At 57.7% G+C, this 18,067-nt stretch carries 19 protein-coding genes; 5 read left to right on the top strand and 14 right to left on the bottom strand.

All coding sequences use genetic code 11. From position 1 onward, the window contains the following. Positions 1-21: 21 nt before the first annotated feature. From ACR0L9_RS05075 to ACR0L9_RS05065, 3 genes are all read right to left on the bottom strand, one after another. Positions 22-345 carry a hypothetical protein gene (locus ACR0L9_RS05075; protein ID WP_170663717.1) on the bottom strand — a complete coding sequence of 108 codons (324 nt, stop codon included), beginning with the start codon at positions 343-345 and terminating at the stop codon, positions 22-24. Positions 346-481: 136 nt separating this feature from the next. Then, positions 482-2,293: an ABCB family ABC transporter ATP-binding protein/permease gene (locus ACR0L9_RS05070; protein WP_170565844.1), complete on the bottom strand. Its 1,812-nt coding sequence runs from the start codon at positions 2,291-2,293 to the stop codon at positions 482-484. Positions 2,294-2,352: 59 nt separating this feature from the next. Continuing rightward, positions 2,353-3,693, bottom strand: a complete 1,341-nt coding sequence (locus ACR0L9_RS05065) for a LysM peptidoglycan-binding domain-containing protein (protein WP_480895076.1) — start codon at positions 3,691-3,693, stop codon at positions 2,353-2,355. 126 nt (positions 3,694-3,819) lie between these two features. Between ACR0L9_RS05065 and ACR0L9_RS05060 the strand changes: the two genes are divergently transcribed. After that, a complete protein-coding gene (locus ACR0L9_RS05060) occupies positions 3,820-4,371 on the top strand; it encodes a TIGR00730 family Rossman fold protein (RefSeq protein ID WP_170626633.1) in 552 nt (183 codons plus the stop codon). Between the two features lie 49 nt (positions 4,372-4,420). Here the strand turns inward: ACR0L9_RS05060 and ACR0L9_RS05055 are convergent, their stop codons facing one another. Both ACR0L9_RS05055 and ACR0L9_RS05050 read right to left on the bottom strand, forming a co-directional pair. Next, the gene (locus tag ACR0L9_RS05055; protein WP_170396355.1) at positions 4,421-4,873 is read right to left on the bottom strand and encodes a baeRF12 domain-containing protein; all 453 of its coding nucleotides are present in this window, start codon (positions 4,871-4,873) and stop codon (positions 4,421-4,423) included. Positions 4,874-5,157: 284 nt separating this feature from the next. Further along, a complete protein-coding gene (locus tag ACR0L9_RS05050; RefSeq protein WP_113789565.1) occupies positions 5,158-5,757 on the bottom strand; it encodes a superoxide dismutase in 600 nt (199 codons plus the stop codon). A 101-nt stretch (positions 5,758-5,858) separates the two neighbouring features. On the opposite strand from ACR0L9_RS05050, the gene ACR0L9_RS05045 reads away from it, so the two are divergent. After that, positions 5,859-6,626, top strand: a complete 768-nt coding sequence (locus ACR0L9_RS05045) for an FkbM family methyltransferase (RefSeq protein ID WP_480895074.1) — start codon at positions 5,859-5,861, stop codon at positions 6,624-6,626. Between the two features lie 109 nt (positions 6,627-6,735). Here ACR0L9_RS05045 and ACR0L9_RS05040 read toward each other — a convergent pair whose 3' ends face one another. The 4 genes from ACR0L9_RS05040 to ACR0L9_RS05025 all read right to left on the bottom strand — a co-directional run bounded on the left by ACR0L9_RS05040 (position 6,736) and on the right by ACR0L9_RS05025 (position 12,015). Beyond that, a complete protein-coding gene (locus ACR0L9_RS05040; RefSeq protein WP_170422292.1) occupies positions 6,736-7,302 on the bottom strand; it encodes a sarcosine oxidase subunit gamma family protein in 567 nt (188 codons plus the stop codon). Then, positions 7,295-10,309: a sarcosine oxidase subunit alpha family protein gene (locus ACR0L9_RS05035; protein ID WP_480895072.1), complete on the bottom strand. Its 3,015-nt coding sequence runs from the start codon at positions 10,307-10,309 to the stop codon at positions 7,295-7,297. Before ACR0L9_RS05035 ends, ACR0L9_RS05040 begins: the two co-directional genes overlap by 8 nt. Before the next feature lie 43 nt (positions 10,310-10,352). Continuing rightward, positions 10,353-10,682 carry a sarcosine oxidase subunit delta gene (locus tag ACR0L9_RS05030; protein WP_170396347.1) on the bottom strand — a complete coding sequence of 110 codons (330 nt, stop codon included), beginning with the start codon at positions 10,680-10,682 and terminating at the stop codon, positions 10,353-10,355. Positions 10,683-10,770: 88 nt separating this feature from the next. Further along, positions 10,771-12,015 carry a sarcosine oxidase subunit beta family protein gene (locus ACR0L9_RS05025; protein WP_480895070.1) on the bottom strand — a complete coding sequence of 415 codons (1,245 nt, stop codon included), beginning with the start codon at positions 12,013-12,015 and terminating at the stop codon, positions 10,771-10,773. 178 nt (positions 12,016-12,193) lie between these two features. Here ACR0L9_RS05025 and ccmI point away from each other — a divergent pair, with 178 nt between their 5' ends. From ccmI to ACR0L9_RS05010, 3 genes are read left to right on the top strand one after another with little or no spacing between them, the layout of a single operon-like run. Continuing rightward, the gene (gene ccmI / locus ACR0L9_RS05020) at positions 12,194-13,414 is read left to right on the top strand and encodes a c-type cytochrome biogenesis protein CcmI (protein ID WP_480895068.1); all 1,221 of its coding nucleotides are present in this window, start codon (positions 12,194-12,196) and stop codon (positions 13,412-13,414) included. After that, positions 13,411-13,875: a Holliday junction resolvase RuvX gene (gene ruvX, locus ACR0L9_RS05015; RefSeq protein ID WP_170403288.1), complete on the top strand. Its 465-nt coding sequence runs from the start codon at positions 13,411-13,413 to the stop codon at positions 13,873-13,875. The genes ccmI and ruvX overlap by 4 nt, the downstream gene beginning before the upstream one ends. Before the next feature lie 17 nt (positions 13,876-13,892). Further along, positions 13,893-14,126, top strand: a complete 234-nt coding sequence (locus ACR0L9_RS05010; RefSeq protein ID WP_170663723.1) for a DUF1289 domain-containing protein — start codon at positions 13,893-13,895, stop codon at positions 14,124-14,126. 9 nt (positions 14,127-14,135) lie between these two features. Here ACR0L9_RS05010 and ACR0L9_RS05005 read toward each other — a convergent pair whose 3' ends face one another. The 5 genes from ACR0L9_RS05005 to dusA form a co-directional block, all read right to left on the bottom strand. Then, the gene (locus ACR0L9_RS05005) at positions 14,136-14,336 is read right to left on the bottom strand and encodes a hypothetical protein (protein WP_480895066.1); all 201 of its coding nucleotides are present in this window, start codon (positions 14,334-14,336) and stop codon (positions 14,136-14,138) included. A 383-nt stretch (positions 14,337-14,719) separates the two neighbouring features. Next, positions 14,720-15,346 (bottom strand): SpoIIAA family protein, encoded by a 627-nt coding sequence (locus tag ACR0L9_RS05000; protein WP_480895064.1) that lies wholly within the window; start codon positions 15,344-15,346, stop codon positions 14,720-14,722. A 36-nt stretch (positions 15,347-15,382) separates the two neighbouring features. Then, on the bottom strand, positions 15,383-16,168 hold the full coding sequence (locus tag ACR0L9_RS04995) for a hypothetical protein (protein WP_480895062.1): 786 nt from the start codon (positions 16,166-16,168) through the stop codon (positions 15,383-15,385). Then, the gene (locus tag ACR0L9_RS04990; protein ID WP_480895060.1) at positions 16,162-16,986 is read right to left on the bottom strand and encodes a sulfite exporter TauE/SafE family protein; all 825 of its coding nucleotides are present in this window, start codon (positions 16,984-16,986) and stop codon (positions 16,162-16,164) included. Before ACR0L9_RS04990 ends, ACR0L9_RS04995 begins: the two co-directional genes overlap by 7 nt. A 28-nt stretch (positions 16,987-17,014) precedes the next feature. Next, positions 17,015-18,034 (bottom strand): tRNA dihydrouridine(20/20a) synthase DusA, encoded by a 1,020-nt coding sequence (gene dusA / locus ACR0L9_RS04985; protein ID WP_170403303.1) that lies wholly within the window; start codon positions 18,032-18,034, stop codon positions 17,015-17,017. Positions 18,035-18,067: the final 33 nt, after the last annotated feature.

The following is an 18,067-nucleotide window of genomic DNA, read 5'->3' as shown; positions in this document are numbered from 1 at the left end:
TTTTCAATTCTGGCAGACGCGTTACTCGACGAACGCGTATTCGCCCAGATCACACAGGTTCAGACCATAGTCTTCAATCGATTCTCCGTCGCTGAAAATACCACGGATGTCATAGACACAGGTGGTCAGCCCGTCCGCAATAAGGACGTCTACTTCGTAATCCGCGCCCAGATAACCACCCTCAAGCAGGTTGCCTTCCCAGCTGCCGGATGAGGCCGGAGACACGTTGAACTCGACCAGATCATAGCTGGTTTCATTGATAATCAAGAATTCCAGATCCTCGGCTGCCGCCGAAGTCGCCATCAACAGTGTTGCAGTCAACGCTGCTGCTGCTCGCATTTTCATGAAGTTTTTCCTTGTCTGTATTTCGGTCTGCAAAGTGTCGCGGCGGCGGGTCCGCGTCAAATGGAAACCGTACCACAGCAGTCGATTTTCTTTTCGAACCGATCCGCACAATCATAGGCAATCAAGGCTGTCAGGCCTAGGCCGCTTCGCTGTCGGCCTGTTGACGGTTCCATAGCTGGGCATATCGCCCTTCGCGGCTGAGCAGCTCATCATGCGTTCCCTGCTCGATGATCTCACCACGTTCCAGAACGACGATCCGATCGGCCTCGGCAATGGTGCTAAGGCGGTGTGCGATGGTGATCACCGTCCGCCCCTCACCCGCTCGGGCCAAAGCATCTTTGATGTCCTGCTCGGTATCCGTATCCAAGGCTGACGTCGCTTCGTCCAACAACAGGATCGGCGGGTTTTTTAGCAAGGTTCGGGCGATGCCGACGCGTTGCTTTTCACCGCCTGATAGTTTCAGGCCGCGTTCGCCGACCTTGGTATCGTATCCTTCTGGCAGGCTGACGATGAAATCATGAATCTGCGCGGATTTGGCGGCGGTCTCTACATCCTGCTGGGTCGCGCCTTCGCGCCCATAAGCGATATTGTATCGAATCGTGTCATTGAACAGGACCGTATCCTGCGGAACGACACCGATCGAGGCATGCAGGCTTGACTGGCTAACATCGCGCACATCCTGCCCGTCGATTTTCAGCGACCCGCCGGTGACATCGTAGAACCGAAACAGGAGCCGCCCGATTGTGGATTTCCCAGACCCGGTGGCGCCGACAATCGCAACGGTCTGACCGGCTGGTACGGCCAAGGAAACGCCCTTGAGGATTTCGCGATCAGGCTCGTATCCAAAGCGGACATCTTCAAGCGTGACCTCCCCACCATTTACCTTCAGGTTCGGGGCGCAGGGTTTGTCCATCACTTCTGCTGGCTGTTCCAACAGATCAAACATCTGCCCCATATCCACCAGTGATTGACGAATTTCGCGGTACACCGTGCCAAGAAAATTCAGCGGTACGGTTATCTGGATCATGTAAGCATTAACCATCACGAAATCGCCGACGGTCAGCGCCCCCTTCTGCACGCCCATTGCAGCCAGAACCATCACGCCAATCAGGCCACATGTGATCAGGAACGACTGACCAAAATTCAGGAATGCCAGCGAATAGGCCGTCTTCAGCGCGGCCTTCGCGTAACCTTTCATCGAAACATCATACCGTTCGGCTTCGCGGGTTTCGGCATTGAAATACTTGACTGTTTCGAAGTTCAGCAGGCTGTCGATGGCGCGCTGGTTGGCCTCGGTATCCTGATCGTTCATCTCGCGCCGCAGCTTCACGCGCCACTCGGTCACCGCAAAGGTGAACCATATGTAAAGCGCAATCGTCACCGCAACGACGACCAGATACCAGACGTCGAATAACCATAGCAGGATGATCGACACCAGAAGCAATTCCAGAATCAGCGGCCCGATTGAAAACAGCAGAAACCGCAACAGAAACTCTACGCCTTTCACGCCCCGCTCGATAATCCGGCTGAGACCACCCGTGCGCCGGGTCACGTGATAGCGCATCGAGAGCTGGTGAATGTGCTGGAACGTCTCAAGCGCCAGCGCTCGCAGCGCGCGTTGCCCAACCGGTGCAAAGAACGCATCCCGCAATTGCTGGAAGCCAACAGTCATCATGCGGGCCACACCATAGGCAACGGTCAATCCGATCGCACCCAACGCAAGCGGCGGTACACCTTCGCCCGCCAAACCATCCACGGCACCTTTGTACAGGATGGGAGTATACACAGCGATCAGCTTGGCCAGCACCAGCATCGCCATCGCCAAAATGACACGCCGTTTCACCCATGGCTCGTCCTCGGGCCAAAGATAGGGCGAAACCTTGCGGATGGTTCGCCAGCCCGAACGATGCTCGTCCGTGTCGGTTTTGATCGCGGATGGTTGTCTCATCACGTACCTTAACTGCGGTCAGAGAAAAGCCCTGGCCCGGGTTGGGCCAGTGGTCATGTTTATTCAGGAATGGTGAAAATCTGCCCTGGATAGATCAGGTCAGGATCACGGATCGAATCTTTGTTAGCCTCGAATAGTTTGACATACAGCACACCGTCACCAAACCGGTCGCGCGAGATCGCCCAAAGCGTATCACCCTTTTGAACCGTGACCGAGCGGATGGCCGGAACGTCGGTTGAATTCTCACCCGGTTCCGTGGCTTCGGTCGCGCGCAGGACCTCAACAGGTTCGCGTTTGAACGGTGTCTCAAGCCTGCTGACCACAGTGCCATCAGGGGCAACTTCATCCACCCTCAGAGTGTACACTCCGGGGTCAATGCCCTCGACCTCGCCGCGCCATTGCCCGTCAGTCGCTGGTGCAATGTCGGCCACAAGCTGGTTGTCCAGATACAAGCGTACGGCCGATCCATCCTGCGCCCGCCCGGTCAATTCCACATCACCCGCGTCCGAATAGCCAATCGTGTCCAGGGCAATCTGCTCTGGCGGCGTATCCTGAACAGTGGGTGCTTGCAAAAGTTCAACCCCTTCTTCGCCCGAGCGCAGGATCGCAACCTGCTGGTCAGGCGCGTCGCCTGATTCCGGCTGAGTTTCAGTCGCAGGCGCGGTCTCATTCACAGGTGGCGTTGCGGCACCTGCAACTTCTGGTTCATTCTCTTCGGTTTCAGCTTGGTTGGCTGCTTGCTGATCGGTTGTTTCCGTATCCGTCGTCTGTGCCTCGGCAACCTCTTCGACCGGCTCATCGGCAGCGGGCTCCGACACGGCCGGTGGGGCCGGTTCGGGCAGCGCCGCGATCAGATAATCATCTGAACGGCTGGTGTCTTCGCCTTTTCGGGTCTCAAGAACAAGCCCGCGAGCGTCGTCTGCAAACGGGATCGATACAAACTCGGCGAACTGGCCGCTGTCATCGACGGTGAAGCTGTGAACAGTCTCACCGTCCAGCAGAACACTGACCTCGGACCCCGGTTCGGCATTGCCGGACAGTACCGCGTTTCCATCGGACTCAACGAATATCTGATCCAGAACCGGCGCGGCCACAACCGGAACATCCGCTTCTTCGCTATCCGGAGTTTGATCGGAAATCTCGGGCGGTGTGTCTTCAGCAACAGATTCGCCGGCTTCCGCCGCCTGGCTTTCGGGCTGCGCCTCCGCTGGCTGGGTTTCCGGCTCGGCGACCTCCGCAATCGGCTCGGATGTTTCGGTTGCTTCCTGCTCAGCCTGCTGTTCCGGCTCGCCGAACAGACCGGACAGGTACAACCCGCCCGCAACGAGCACCACAACGATCCCGGCAACCAGCCCCCATATGAAGGTACCAGAACCTCCGCTTCCCGATTTGGCGTTCATTCTTTTCCTTTCACTCCGCCCGGGAAATGCCCAGTTTGGCGCGCATTTCATGGAGCGGTTGAGCCAACCTATCAATCCCGCTATCAGGGGTCAAAACCCCTAACACAAGAGCAGAAAGCCCTACCTATGTCCCAGAAATCCGTCTGTGTGTATTGCGGGTCACGCAATGGTGTGAATCCTGCCTACTCCGCCGCTGCCCACAGCTTTGGAACCTTGTTGGCCAACGAAGGCTGGCGGCTGGTTTACGGGGCCGGAGATGTGGGTCTTATGGGCGAGGTCGCGCGTGCAGCGCAATCGTCCGGCGGCGATACATTTGGGGTGATCCCGGTGCACTTGCTTCAGCGCGAGGTCGGCAAGACCGACCTTACCCGGTTCATCGTGACCGAGACGATGCACGAGCGTAAAAAAGTGATGATCATGAACGCGGATGCCGTAGTTGTCCTGCCCGGCGGCCCCGGATCATTGGACGAACTTTTCGAAGCACTGACATGGCGGCAACTGGGGCTTCATAACAAACCCATTCTGGTGATGAATGTTGACGGGTACTGGGACACGCTGCACACGCTGCTGAATCAACTGATCGGTCAGGGGTTTGCAGATGGTTCTCTGGCAGAATTCATCACCTGGGTCGACACACCGGATGCGACCATGTCCGCGCTTCGCAAATTACTGAACTAAGAAAAACTGGCAATCGGGCGGCGCAAACCGCCCGAGTCTCAGTATTCGTTTAGGCAGGTTTCGCCAACCGAGTCTTCAGTATCCGTTCGACCTTGTGCAACGGGTGGTTTGTGAGTGTTTTGTCGACTTCGGCCACAACCTTTGCCAGCACTTCACTGTGCAGCCGACGGCGCAACAGGCCCAGAACATGCGGACTGGCAACCAACACCAATCGTTTATAGGCCCCTTTCAGCCCCTTGCGATTCAGAAGGTTCGCCACATCCTGAACGAACAGAGATTTTGCGTGGGACTTCCATGTCTCCTCTTCAACTGCAGATTTCTGGTTCGGTCCCGTATCGGGTCGCCGCCCTGCCCTGTCACTTGGCTTGGTCGGTGCTGCGTCCTGTTCTTCGACCGACACGACGACCAAGTTGGGGTCCTGTGCGTCCGTGATATTCTCCATCACCAGCGCTTTTTCCCCATCGGCGATGATAACCCATGTTCCCTGTTCAAGTGCAGCCATTCGTGATCTCCTGTATCGCTTAGGTTGGCCTTCGCCTGTCCCTTAGACACACCTGTTTAACGATGCGGCGTTGGTGTTTCGCTCGCATTTTGATAGGTTTTTGGTTGATTGGCGGTACTCTCCCTCCGCCTACTTTACGTAGGTGCTGAAAGGCCGTGCACAATAGGTGGAATAATGAAAGTTGACGTACCGGCAGGTTTTTACCGGCCACCCATCAATTCATAACAAAAAGCCCGCCAGCATCACTGCCAGCGGGCCATTCATTAAGTTCTACCAAGTGGAAATCACATCCGCGAGGCGACGTTTTCCCAATTTACAAGATTGTCGAGGAAGTTCGACAGATACGCCGGACGCTTGTTGCGGAAATCGATGTAATACGAGTGCTCCCACACATCACAGCCAAGCAGTGCGGTTTGACCGAAGCACAGCGGGTTCACGCCGTTTTCAGTTTTCGTCACTGCCAACGAACCGTCGGCATTCTTGACCAGCCACGCCCAGCCGGAACCGAACTGACCGGCACCGGCAGCGCTGAACTGCGACTTGAATTCGTCAACCGAACCGAAGCTTTCGGTCAGAGCCTTCTCCAGCTCACCGGGCATCGCGTTGCCACCGGGGCCCATCATCTCCCAGAACTGGTTGTGGTTCCACAGCTGGCTGATGTTGTTGAAGATACCGTTCTGCGCGACGGCATTTGCGTCGTATGTGCCAACGATGATCTCTTCCAGTGACTTGCCGTCCCACTCGGTGCCGGCGATCAGCTTGTTGCCGTTGTCGACATAGGCCTTGTGGTGCAGGTCATGGTGATATTCCAGCGTTTCCGCGGACATACCCTTGGCTGCCAGCGCGTCATGTGCATAAGGAAGATCAGGAAGTTCAAAAGCCATCTCGGCCCCCTGTTGAAAATGAATGTTGCGGTTCCAAAGGTTAAATGCTTTGACAGCCGCCGCAGGTCAAGGGCCGCAACACAAAAACCCGGAGGTCCGCGATGCTGACACAGGCGCGCAAAATGTTCTATCGCGCCCGCGGATACTATGCGGGCAACTTGAACGGTGAACCCTTTCGCCTGGACCCCTATCACTCGAAATTCTGGCGCAAGGTATCAGCCGGGGAGTGGGAACCTGAGACATTTTCGGTGCTGGACCACTATCTGTCGCCCGAAAAGGACTATCTTGATATCGGTGCATGGATCGGCCCCACGGTCCTCTATGCCGCGCGCCGCGCTCGCCATGTGTGGTGTTTTGAGCCTGACCCAGTGGCTTACCGCCATTTGGTCTGGAACCTAGAGCTGAACGACATCCGAAACGTATCAGCCTTCAGCATCGCCTTGTCAGATGGGTTTGGAGTGACACGAATGGCTTCAGCGCACGGAGAGGCAGGCGATTCAACGTCATCATTGCTCCACGAAGGAAGCCATGGCACCGACGCACTTACCATCGGTTGGGATCAATTTTCTGAATCCGTCGACCTGACTGATGTCTCTTTGGTCAAAATGGATATCGAAGGCGCTGAATTTTCGGTCCTGCCTTCTATGCTGCCTTGGTTAGAAAAAGATAACCCTGCGCTGTTTCTCTCAACGCACGCACCTTATCTGAGCGCAGACAACCGCAGCGCGGCCATGAAAAAACTATCAGAAGACCTGGCTTTCTATAGCCATTGCCACGACCCACACGCAGGCGAAACCGGCAAGTCAGCCCTCACGGGCAAGCGTGCACTCACTCAATTCCCGACATTCCTGTTCAGCGCGAACCCCTGACACCCGAACCAGAGATCCGGCCTTCATCTCGACAGAAATACCTTGGGAGTGAGGCCGCAGGCCGAGGGGGCAAAGCCCCCTCACCCACATATCATCAGGCGATCAGGGCTTAATAAACCCCGACCTCGCTGCCGGGCTGCGCCGCAACCTTCAGCAATTTGAACGCATAGTCCGCCGCAGAGCGGAAGCAGACGATGCGGAAAGTCTCAGCGTCGTCCATCCAGAAGGCACCTGCCACCTGCGCCAAACGCGAACGGCGGATCTGGCCGGGTTGGAATGCCTCGGCCGACAGCTCAACCGGAGCCAGCTTGCCCAATACCTCGCGTGCGTTCGCGCCCGAAACGCGGAATACGGCCCGCGCGTCGGAGACGTTGACCGCCAGCGCGTGCGTACCACTTAGCGCGTTGGTCATCGCGGCCAGTTTGGCCTCGACCTCGGCATAAGGCACAAGCACCAGCAATTCGTCGGTGGACATCCAGCAAACACCGGTGTCGCCATTCACAAACGCTTCACGCTGACCGGGCACTTTCTGCCCGGTGGCGTCTTTGACAGCCTTAGCCAGTACCTTATCCGACAGATCACCGCGCAGTGTGATCATGCCCTGTAGGCCGCATTCCTCGATCTTGGCGATGCCATCATATGAGGCGTGGTTCAGTGCGCTGATGGGTTCAGACATTCTGCTTCTCCCCGTCCTTGTCATAGAAGATCGGGTCCACGATCTTGGCCTTGTAGGTTTTGCCGTCAGTGCCCGGGAACTCGACCACTTCGCCCATCCGGTCGGGGCCGTGTTTGATCAGGCCCATGGCGATGCCTTTGCCCAGATTGGCCGAGTAGTAGGTCGAAGTTACGCGCCCGATCATGTTGCGCTGACCGTTCGCATTCACGCCCTCGCCCACCGCATAGGCACCGTCCGGCAGAACCGATCCATCCACAGTCTCAAGACCAACCAGTTTCCAGCGCTCAGGATCGGCCATATAGGTCCGCGAATGGGCGCGTTTTCCGAGGTAATCCTCTTTCTTTTTGGACAGCGCCCAGTGCAGCCCCAGATCCTGCGGGATCACGGTGCCGTCGGTCTCATCGCCGATCATGATAAAGCCCTTCTCGGCTCGCAGGATGTGCAGACATTCAGTGCCGTAAGGCATCACCCCGAACTCCTGCCCTGCGTCAATCAGAGCGTCCCAGAACGCCTGACCTTGGCTTGCAGGGACCGCGATCTCATAGGACAGCTCACCCGAGAACGAAATACGGTAGGCCCGCGCGTCAAACGCGCCGATCTTGCCATCGCGCCATTCCATGAAGGGCAGCGCCTCTTTCGACAGATCCATGCCGCCTAGCTTCTCAAGTACCTTGCGGGCGTTCGGACCTACCACGGCGACCTGCGCATATTGCTCGGTGACGTTCGCGACGTAGACTTTCCAGTCCCACCACTCGGTCTGCAGCCATTCTTCCATGTGGCCATGGATACGCTCGGCCCCGCCGGTGGTGGTGTGGCACAGCCACGTGTCCTCATCGATGCGGGCAACAACGCCGTCGTCGATCAGGAAGCCATTCTCGGAACACATCAGGCCATAGCGGCATTTGCCGACCTTCAGCGTGGACATCATGTTGGTGTACATCATGTCCAGGAACTTGCCTGCGTCGGGGCCTTTGACGATCAGCTTGCCGAGCGTCGAAGCGTCCAACAGCCCGAGGTTTTCGCGGGTGTTTTTAACCTCGCGATTCACCGCATCATGCACGGATTCTCCGGGTCGCACATAGGCATAGGTTCGACGCCAATGGCCGACCGGCTCCCAATCGGCCCCGTTCTTATCGTGCCAGTTATGCATCGGCGTTTGACGGATCGGCTGGAACACCTCACCACGCGCTTCACCACCAATCGAAGCCATCGAGATTGGAGTATATGGCGGGCGGAAGGTGGTGGTACCGACCTTCGGGATCTCTGAATCCAGCGCATCAGCAAGGATTGCCAGACCGTTGATATTACTCAACTTACCCTGATCCGTTGCCATGCCCAGCGTGGTGTAACGCTTGGTGTGCTCGACACTTTCATAGCCCTCGCGCGCAGCCAGTTGCACGTCCGAGACCTTGACGTCGTTCTGGAAGTCCAGCCACGATTTCATGCGCAGATCAATCTCGGCATTAGAAGGCATCAGCCAGACAGCGGCCATTGGGGCCTCGGCCGTAGTCTCACCAACTGGCGCTTTGGTGCGCTTCGCGGCGAACCCGGCCGCCTTCGCTGCCGCTTTGCCGGCAGTATCTGCATCCTTCAGGACATCCCCTAGCGCCAGCGGGCCGTTCGAAGCCCCTGCCGCTAGAACAAAACCTGCACCGTCGGCCCCCAGCGGAGGACGCGAAGGATCGGGGCGGAAATGCGCGTTCGCCTCGTCCCAGATCAGCTTACCGCCGCAATGCGACCACATATGCACGACCGGAGACCAGCCACCTGACATGGCAATCGCATCGCATTCGACCTCTTCCCGGGCGCCTCCGATCCCCTCTTGATTGCAGATCGCAACTTTCTTGACCCGCTTGCCGCCTTTGACCTTTGCGATCGCCTTGCCCGGATCGACGCGGATACCCAGCTGACGCGCCTCTTCGGCCAGAGGTCCGGCGGTGTCGCGCGCATCAACCACGCGCAGGACATCGACACCGGCCTGCTTCAAGGTAATTGCAGTCCGGTAGGCGTCATCATTGTTGGTGGCGACAATCACACGCTCGCCCGGCGTCACGCCCCAGTTGACCACATAGTCGCGCATGGCAGAGGCCAGCATGACGCCAGGCACATCATTGCCTGCGAATGACAGCGGACGCTCAATCGCACCAGTCGCGGTCACGACCTGCTTCGCACGAATGCGCCACAGGCGGTGACGCGGCCCCTGAACACCCGGTTTGTGGTCTGTCAGACGCTCATAACCCAGTACATAACCATGGTCATAGACCCCCGCACCCATGCAGCGATTGCGCATGGTGACGTTGTCCATTGTTTCGATTTCGGAAACCAATTGTTCCACGAACTTATCCACAGGCTCACCATTGATGGTTCCGCCATCAACCGGAGCACGACCACCCCAGTGCGCAGTCTGCTCGATCAGCATCACCTTGGCACCGGTTTGGGCTGCCACCTTGGCGGCCTGCAAACCCGCGATACCACCACCAATCACCAAGACATCAGTGAAGGCGTAAAAATGCTCGTATGTGTCCGCGTCACGGTTGTCCTTGTCGGGCGCTTTGCCCAAACCCGCCGACTGGCGAATAAACGGCTCGTAAACATGTTTCCAGAACGGTTTCGGATGGATGAACATCTTGTAATAGAATCCGGCTGGCAGAAACCGCGACAGATGCGTATTGATCGCGCCGATGTCGAACTCGAGGTTCGGCCAGTGGTTCTGTGATGCGGATGTCAGACCATTGAACAGCTCTGTCGTGGTGGCGCGCTGGTTCGGCTCGAACCGGTTGCCCTCACCCAGACCGACCAGAGCGTTTGGCTCTTCCGCGCCACTGGCGACCACGCCGCGCGGGCGGTGATACTTGAACGACCGGCCCATCATCATCTGATCATTGGCCAGCAAGGCAGACGCGAGCGTATCGCCCTCGTAGCCCTGCATCGAGGTGCCGTTGAAGGTGAAGTTGACCTTTTTCGACCGATCAATCAAACGGCCATGTTTTGCGAGACGGGTGCTCATGATGCGGACCTTTCGCAGGCGGTATTTTGGATGGCTGTACAGATCATTTGTACTCTCTCCACGTCCAGCCGGGACGCTTGGCGGTGATGGCGTCCTTGATCTCTTGGGGCGGCTCGGTTGTCTGCGCCGGATAGGTGCCAAAGACCTCAAGCGTGTTCGTACAGCGCGCGGCGTGGAACCACTTGCCGCACCCATTGGCATGGCGCCAGCGTTCGAAATGAACGCCTTTGGGGTTTTCGCGCATGAACAGGTAGTCGTGGAACTCATCATCTGACGAGCCCGGGCCATAACGCTTCAAATGCGCCTCGCCACCTGCAGCCAGTTCAGTTTCTTCGGCTTCGACGCCGCAATAGGGGCATTTCAAGATCAGCATGTGATCATCCTCTTGGCAGCAGGCGAGACGTATCTGCCTGCAGATTCTGCGTGACGGGCGTGCGAGATTTTTCGACGAAAAATCTTCATCAGTGCGCCACCCCGGCCGCGACGCTTTCGTCGATGAAGCGGCCTTCTTTGAAACGATCCAGCGAGAAGGCTTCGGTCAGTGGTGAATGCCCCGTGGCCATCAGCTGTGCCATGCCCCAGCCCGATCCCGGAATGGCCTTGAAGCCGCCGGTGCCCCAGCCTGCGTTGATAAAGCAGCCACTAAGCGGTGTTTTCGACAGGATGGGTGAACGGTCGCCGGTCATATCCACAATACCGCCCCACTGGCGCAGCATTTTCAGGCGCGAGATCATCGGGAAAGTTTCGACCAATGCGCGTACCGTTTCCTCGATATGATGGAAGCTGCCGCGCTGGGTATAGTTGTTGAACCCGTCCGTGCCACCACCAATCACCATCTCGCCCTTGTCGGACTGAGACATATAGCCGTGTACGGTGTTCGCCATCACAACGACATCCATGCAGGGTTTGATCGGCTCGGACACCAGCGCCTGCAGCGCGACGGCCTCAAGCGGCAGACGGAAGCCCGCCATCTCAGCCAACTGGCCGGAATGCCCCGCAACCACGATGCCCAGCTTGTCACAATCGATGGCCCCTTTTGTGGTATCGACCCCGACAACACGACCGTTTTCAGACCGGACGCCGGTAACTTCGCATCTCTGGATAATGTCCATACCCATGGCCGAGCACGCGCGGGCATAGCCCCATGCCACCGCATCATGGCGCGCGGTCCCACCACGTTCCTGCCAAAGCCCGCCCAGAACCGGATAGCGCGGACCTTCCAGATTAATGATCGGCACCAGTTCTTTCACACGCTCGGGCCCAATCCATTCGGTCTGAACACCCTGCAGCGCATTCGCATGCGCAGTACGCTGATAGCCGCGAATCTCGTGCTGGGTCTGCGCCAGCATGATTACGCCACGCGGGCTGAACATGATGTTATAGTTCAGCTCCTGGCTCAGATCTTCGTAGAGACCGCGCGCCTTTTCGTAAATCGCCGCTGACGGATCCTGCAGATAGTTCGATCGGATGATGGTCGTGTTCCGACCGGTGTTGCCACCGCCCAACCAGCCTTTTTCTATTACGGCAACGTTCTGGATGCCGTAGTTCTTGCCAAGATAGTAAGCTGTTGCCAGGCCGTGACCGCCGGCCCCGACGATAATGACGTCATAGCGCTTCTTAGGCTCCGGCGAACGCCATGCGCGCTCCCATCCGGTGTGATAGCGCAGCGCTTCGCGCGCTACAGCAAAGGCTGAGTAGTGTTTCATGTGCGAATCCGTCCGGTCTTCGATGATTGGGCGCAGGTATGCCGTGCCCATGCATTTTAACCCTGCCGCGCAACGCCGCAATAATGCACTATTGCGACATGAGCGCCCTTCGCGGCTATTTGTCCCTTTTTTCCATGCGCCGACAGGTCTAAGTCAGGGCAACCATTTTGGAGGGACCATGACGTTCTGGGTTCTCATCTTTTTGATCGCGCTGCTGATCGCGATTTTCCTGGGTTACACGATGCTGCGCGGTCGTCGCGGCACCGGCCCGACAGCTGCTTATGATCTGCGAGTCTATCGTGAACAGCTAGCAGGCGTCGACAAAGACTTGGCGCGCGGCGTGATCGCGAAAGCTGATGCCGAGCGTGTACGCACGGAAATCTCGCGCCGTATCCTGGCCGCAGACGCGCAGATGCGCAATGAAGACAAAGGCGCCGGGCCATCACGCTTGGTTACCATAATAGCGTTCCTCGCCATGGCCGCCGTTCTGGTTGGTGGCGGGTTGGCGATGTATCGTCAGTTGGGTGCCGCCGGTTTCCCTGACATGCCCCTTTCAGTTCGTCTGGAAATGGCAGAAGACCTGCGCGAAAATCGACCCAGCCAGGCTGAGGCCGAGGGCATTGCCACACCGCTCCAGACGCCTCCGCTGGACGAAAGCTATGCAACTTTGCTGAACCGGCTGCGCGAAACTGTGGCCGAACGCCCCGATGATCTGCAAGGCCATACCCTGCTGGCACAGCATGAAACCAACGCGGGGAACTTCAAAGCAGGGTATGAGGCACAAACCCGTGTGATCGAACTGTCGGGTGACAATGCCTCGGCTCAGGCCTATTCGGATCAGGCAGAGATGATGATTTTGGCCGCTGGCGGCTACGTCTCACCAGAAGCGGAAGCCGCCTTGCGACAGGCGCTTGAGCGCAATCAGCGCTTGGGTCCTGCCCGGTATTATTGGGGGCAGATGCTGGCACAGACCGGGCGGCCTGATATGGCTTATCGCGTTTGGGTCGAAACCCTGAATGACGCCCCGGCCGGCGCGCCATGGGCGAATGCCATCCGGTCACAGATCGATGAATTGGCATTCCGCGCAGGCGTGTTCAACACACCCGACTTTTCTGCTGCATCCGGCCCCAGCCAAGACGATGTAAATGCCGCTGCCGAGATGTCGCCAGAAGAACGACAAGAAATGATCCGCGGTATGGTCGATGGCCTTTCGGACCGCCTTGCGACCGAGGGCGGGACACCCGAGGAGTGGGCACGCCTGATTGCCGCCTTGGGCGTGCTGGGCGAAGGCCAACGCGCCATCAAAATCAGGAACGAAGCCAAGGAAGTATTTGCGGGTAACGCCGAAGCGTTGGAGATGATCGACGCTGCCGCGCTGCAGGCCGGAATCGCTCAATGATCCACGACGCGTTCGAAGACTTCGCAGCATCCCTGCCCCCAATGTCAGCCCTGATGGGGCTGGATCTGGGAGAAAAGACCATCGGCGTTTCCGTCTCGGACCGGATGCGCGGCGTGGCCACCCCGCTTGAGACGGTGCGACGCAAGAAATTCACACTGGATTCCGCGCGTTTGATTGAGATTGTGACCGAACGTGAGATCGGCGGAATCATCCTCGGACTGCCGCGCAACATGGATGGCAGCGAAGGGCCGCGCTGCCAGTCAACCCGCGCCTTCGCACGAAACATGACCCGTTTGACCGATCTGCCCATCGGTTTCTGGGACGAACGACTAAGCACCGTTGCGGCAGAAAAGGCACTGCTTGAGGCGGATACGACACGAAAACGTCGCGGACAGGTTATTGATCACGTCGCAGCAGGTTATATTCTGCAAGGCGCACTGGATAGACTGCGCTTTCTTTGACGGATCGGAAAACGCCCATGACGAATATGGTTTGGAAACGGGACGAGGTCGAAAGCCCTTGCATCCAAATCTGCGTCGTTCATCCGACCGAACGTATCTGCACCGGCTGCTACCGCACCATTGACGAGATCACGCGCTGGTCAAAGATGGACAGCACCGAACGGGCCGAAATCATGCAGGATCTGCCGGAACGCAAACCCCGTCTGGCAAAGCGCCGTGGTGGCCGTGCCGCCCGGCTGCATGGGTCCTGATCCGCAAGCCTAGTATTTTGGTCTCCGCGTAGGCTTAAGATCACTCAGAGATTCGTGATCCCGCAATTCAGAACCGAACAGTTTAACCAGCTCGTTCTGGGTTGTCGTCTTGGCAGGTCGCGGGCGCAACTCAGCTTCCAACTCGTGGCTTTCAGCCTGTTCCGGAATGTCCTTCGAAAGAATGCGCTTTAGTGCTGAGCGAAAAATCATTGCTCTTCCAATATGTAATAAACGACGCGCCACTGCGGGACCGTTCCGAACACCGAGGGGGAAGAGTCCGGAAGCTGTGTTTGAGTGAGTGGTGGCCCACAGCGACGCGAAACAGCTTGTTGCCTCTCCCTCTAAATCCGGGACAGGTAAGGACTTTTTAAGTTATTTGACCAACCAGTCAATAATAGCGCTAACTTAAAGTTGCATTCCGTAACGTCAACGCAAAAAAGAACAATACCTATGATTACAAGGCATTGTTTCTGAAACATTTTTAGAGCATTTAGCCAGTCGCAAGCCAGGTTATTGCATTCTCGTATTCCTCCGCCGGGAAATACTGGGTCCGCGTTCCCAGAACATGACTGGCCATGCGTTGCGCCATTTTTTTACCATGTCTTGTCACCGACAATCGCTGCACGATCCAGCATCCCAATATGACCAGCCGCCAGTCTGAAATGGGCTGCCATTGCAGTCAGACCCTGCCAACCATCGAACTCGCGCAGATCGATCAACAGGCGAAACCCGTCACGTTCGCGCAACAGCGCATCAAGATCGGATTGAGCCTGACCGTATTCCTGTGAATCCAGTTTGCCCATCAGGCGGATCTGCACGCAAGGTCCGCCCAGATCCGTCACGTGGATCGCCCCGAGAGATTCGCGCATCCAGCGACGCGCTTCCTCCACCTCATCCATTCCAAAAACGTGCACCGGGCAAGGCAGGATCGGGGCAGCCAGGCGGACGCTTGTTTGCACCCATCCCTGGTCCGCCACAACGCCAATCCGGTCGAATCCGCGCCAATGGCTGAGCCCCAGCTTGGTATCGGACCATGCGGCACCCAGATCATATCCCTTGAACTCGGACCCAACGATCGCCAGCAGACGTATGGCGTCGTGCTCTTCCAATGCGGCCTCAATAGCGGGAACAAGCGTGCTCGCGTAATCTGCGCTAGTGACCTCGCCCGAAAGCTCGACCTCAATAAGGGCACCATCTGCATTCGTGTGAACCGTAATCATCGAACCAACTCTCCAAAGCCAAACAATGGCAGGAGGTTACGGGGATTCGAGCCATTGCGCTACACCACCAGGCAACTGAGGGCGGAAATAGGCGATCATCCGTCCATCCGGTCCAGCGCTGGCATTCGGATCCCATGGTGCAACACCATGCAGACAGTGGCGGTGCAACAGATAGGCTTCGCCCGGGCGCGCCGGTAGCTCGAGGCGCGGACAGGTCTCGAACACTTCGCGACGCGCAGCCTGATAGACATCTGTGATATCGGCCTCGCTCAATTCATGCCGCGGCACCTTCTTCATCGCGGCCCGAAAAGCATCGCCGAGGATTTTGTGGCTTCCCTCCCACAGCACCATTGGTGCTGCGTCCACACTGGCCTCGGTAAGTGGGATACCCAATATCCAGGCATGAGGTTCATCCACCCGCCGTCGTCGATCAGGGCCAGCTGGCTTGAGCCCGTCCACATGCGCCGCATCTCGCCGCGCACGATACCGCGCCGCAGCCTCGCTTTCGCCACGCCGGGGTTGAGGGTAGCCCGGATATATTACCGACACCTGCCCTTTGTGCAGATCAATCGATCCAAACTGCTGGTGTGCCAGTTCGATGGCCGCGCCCGCCAGTGCAGGCGAACCCGCGACCCTGCCCTGCGCATCATTGTCCAGTGCATCAACGCCAATGAACCACGTGCCATCGCAATCGTGCCAAGCTGCATGAGCCGGATCGCTGACGGACGCACGCGCAGTGGGAAGAGCGTGCGCCACCCAATCCGCCAACGCTCCATCATAAGGAAACTTTACCCAACCTAGCTCATAAAACGACGCTACCACCCCAACGCCTTTCTCAGCATATTCAGAGCAACCAGGGTAAGGAATACCGCGAAGACCCGCCTGAGCGGCTTCGGATCCATCGCATGCGCCAGCTTAACGCCCCACGGGGCGGTGATCATAGTCATCGCAACGACGATACCGAAAGCCACCAGATTGACCGCGCCAATGGTCAGCGGCGGGCGATGCTCCGGAGCGATGTTGAGAAATAAAAAACCCAGCACCGACGGTACAGCGATGATCACGCCAAAGCCCGCTGCGGTCGCAACCGCCCGGTGGATCGGAGTGTTATAAAGGCTCATGAGCGGAACACCGAAACTGCCCCCGCCAATTCCCATCAGTACCGACAGAAACCCGACCGAAGGCGAAAGCACAGCGCGGCGCAATCCCTTGGGCATTGCATCCCCCAACCGCCACTCGGATTTACCCAATCCAAGATAGATGCCGATAATCATGCCAAGCATGCCGAACAGTGCCTGCAAAAACTCTGTCCTCAGAGCTGAAGCCACCAGAACACCGATCACCGCACCCACCGCTATGCCTGGCCCCCAGCCGCGCAGGATGCCCCAATCCACCGCGCCTTTCTTGTTATGGCTAAGAACCGATCGGATCGACGTTACAATGATCGTCGCCAGCGAAGTTGCTAGGCATAGCTGCATCAGCTGAGGCCCGCCATATCCAAGTGTCTGAAACGCATAGAAAAACGCGGGCACCAGAACGATTCCACCACCAACGCCCAAAAGCCCAGCCAACACCCCGGCCAAAGCGCCGATCACAAGCAAAAGGCCCAGCATCTGGGCCAGCAACATCGTCTCGGGCATCATTCCCCCATAGCGGCTCGAAGCCGTCTTAGCCTACCTGTTCCACCTGCGATAGCGCAGCGACAGAGTCCAGAGCCTGCAGGATCACTTCTGGGCCGGCATTCTCGCGCACAGCACCTTCGGAGAGCATCCGCCGCCATCCCCGCGCACCGGGACGCCCCGCGAACAGGCCCAGCATGTGCCGCGTGATCTGGTGCAATCGACCACCGTCGACAAGATGCGCCTCGACATAGGGCAGCATATTTTGCACCACTTCAATGGGATCCGCGACACTGCCCGTTCCAAAGATCAACGGGTCCGCAGCCGCCAGAATATCTGTCGGTTGGTGATAGGCGGCACGACCGATCATGACACCATCAAGCCCAGCCTCCAGATGCTGTTGCGCCTGAGCAAGCGACGTAATGCCACCATTGATCGAGATGTGCATGTCCGAAAAATCAGCCTTCATCCGGTGCACAAGACCATAGTCCAACGGTGGAATATCCCTGTTTTCCTTCGGGCTTAACCCCTGCAACCAAGCTTTGCGCGCATGGATCGTGACACGTTGGCATCCGGCCTCGCGAATTTGGTCGAGGAAAGCAGGTAGCACTTCTGAAGGTTCCTGTTCGTCAACACCGATACGGCATTTCACCGTGACTTCGACCTTCACTGCCTCGCGCATCGCCGCAACGCATTCCGCGACCTTTTCGGGTGCGCGCATCAATATCGCACCAAATGTCCCTGATTGCACCCGGTCAGACGGACACCCACAGTTCAAGTTGATCTCGTCATATCCGGCTTCAGCGCCCAGCATGGCCGCCTGCGCCAATTCCTGCGGGTCAGAACCCCCTAGCTGCAACGCAACCGGGTGCTCCTGAGGATTAAAGTCCAGCAGATGCAGCGCGCCGCCGCGCACCAAAGCAGGCGCTGTGACCATTTCAGTATAAAGCAAGGTCTCAGAACTCAGCAAACGATGCAGAAACCGGCAATTCTTGTCGGTCCAATCCATCATCGGCGCGACAGACAGTCTCGCACTTCTACGGATGTCTACAGGTTTCTTATCCGGCATATCTTGCTCATGTCATCGGAACGCAGCTTTCGC

This window comes from Ruegeria sp. I3 (assembly GCF_056532525.1).
The sequence above is the reverse complement of the archived record's forward strand: the minus strand, read 5'-3'. Positions and strand labels throughout refer to the sequence as shown.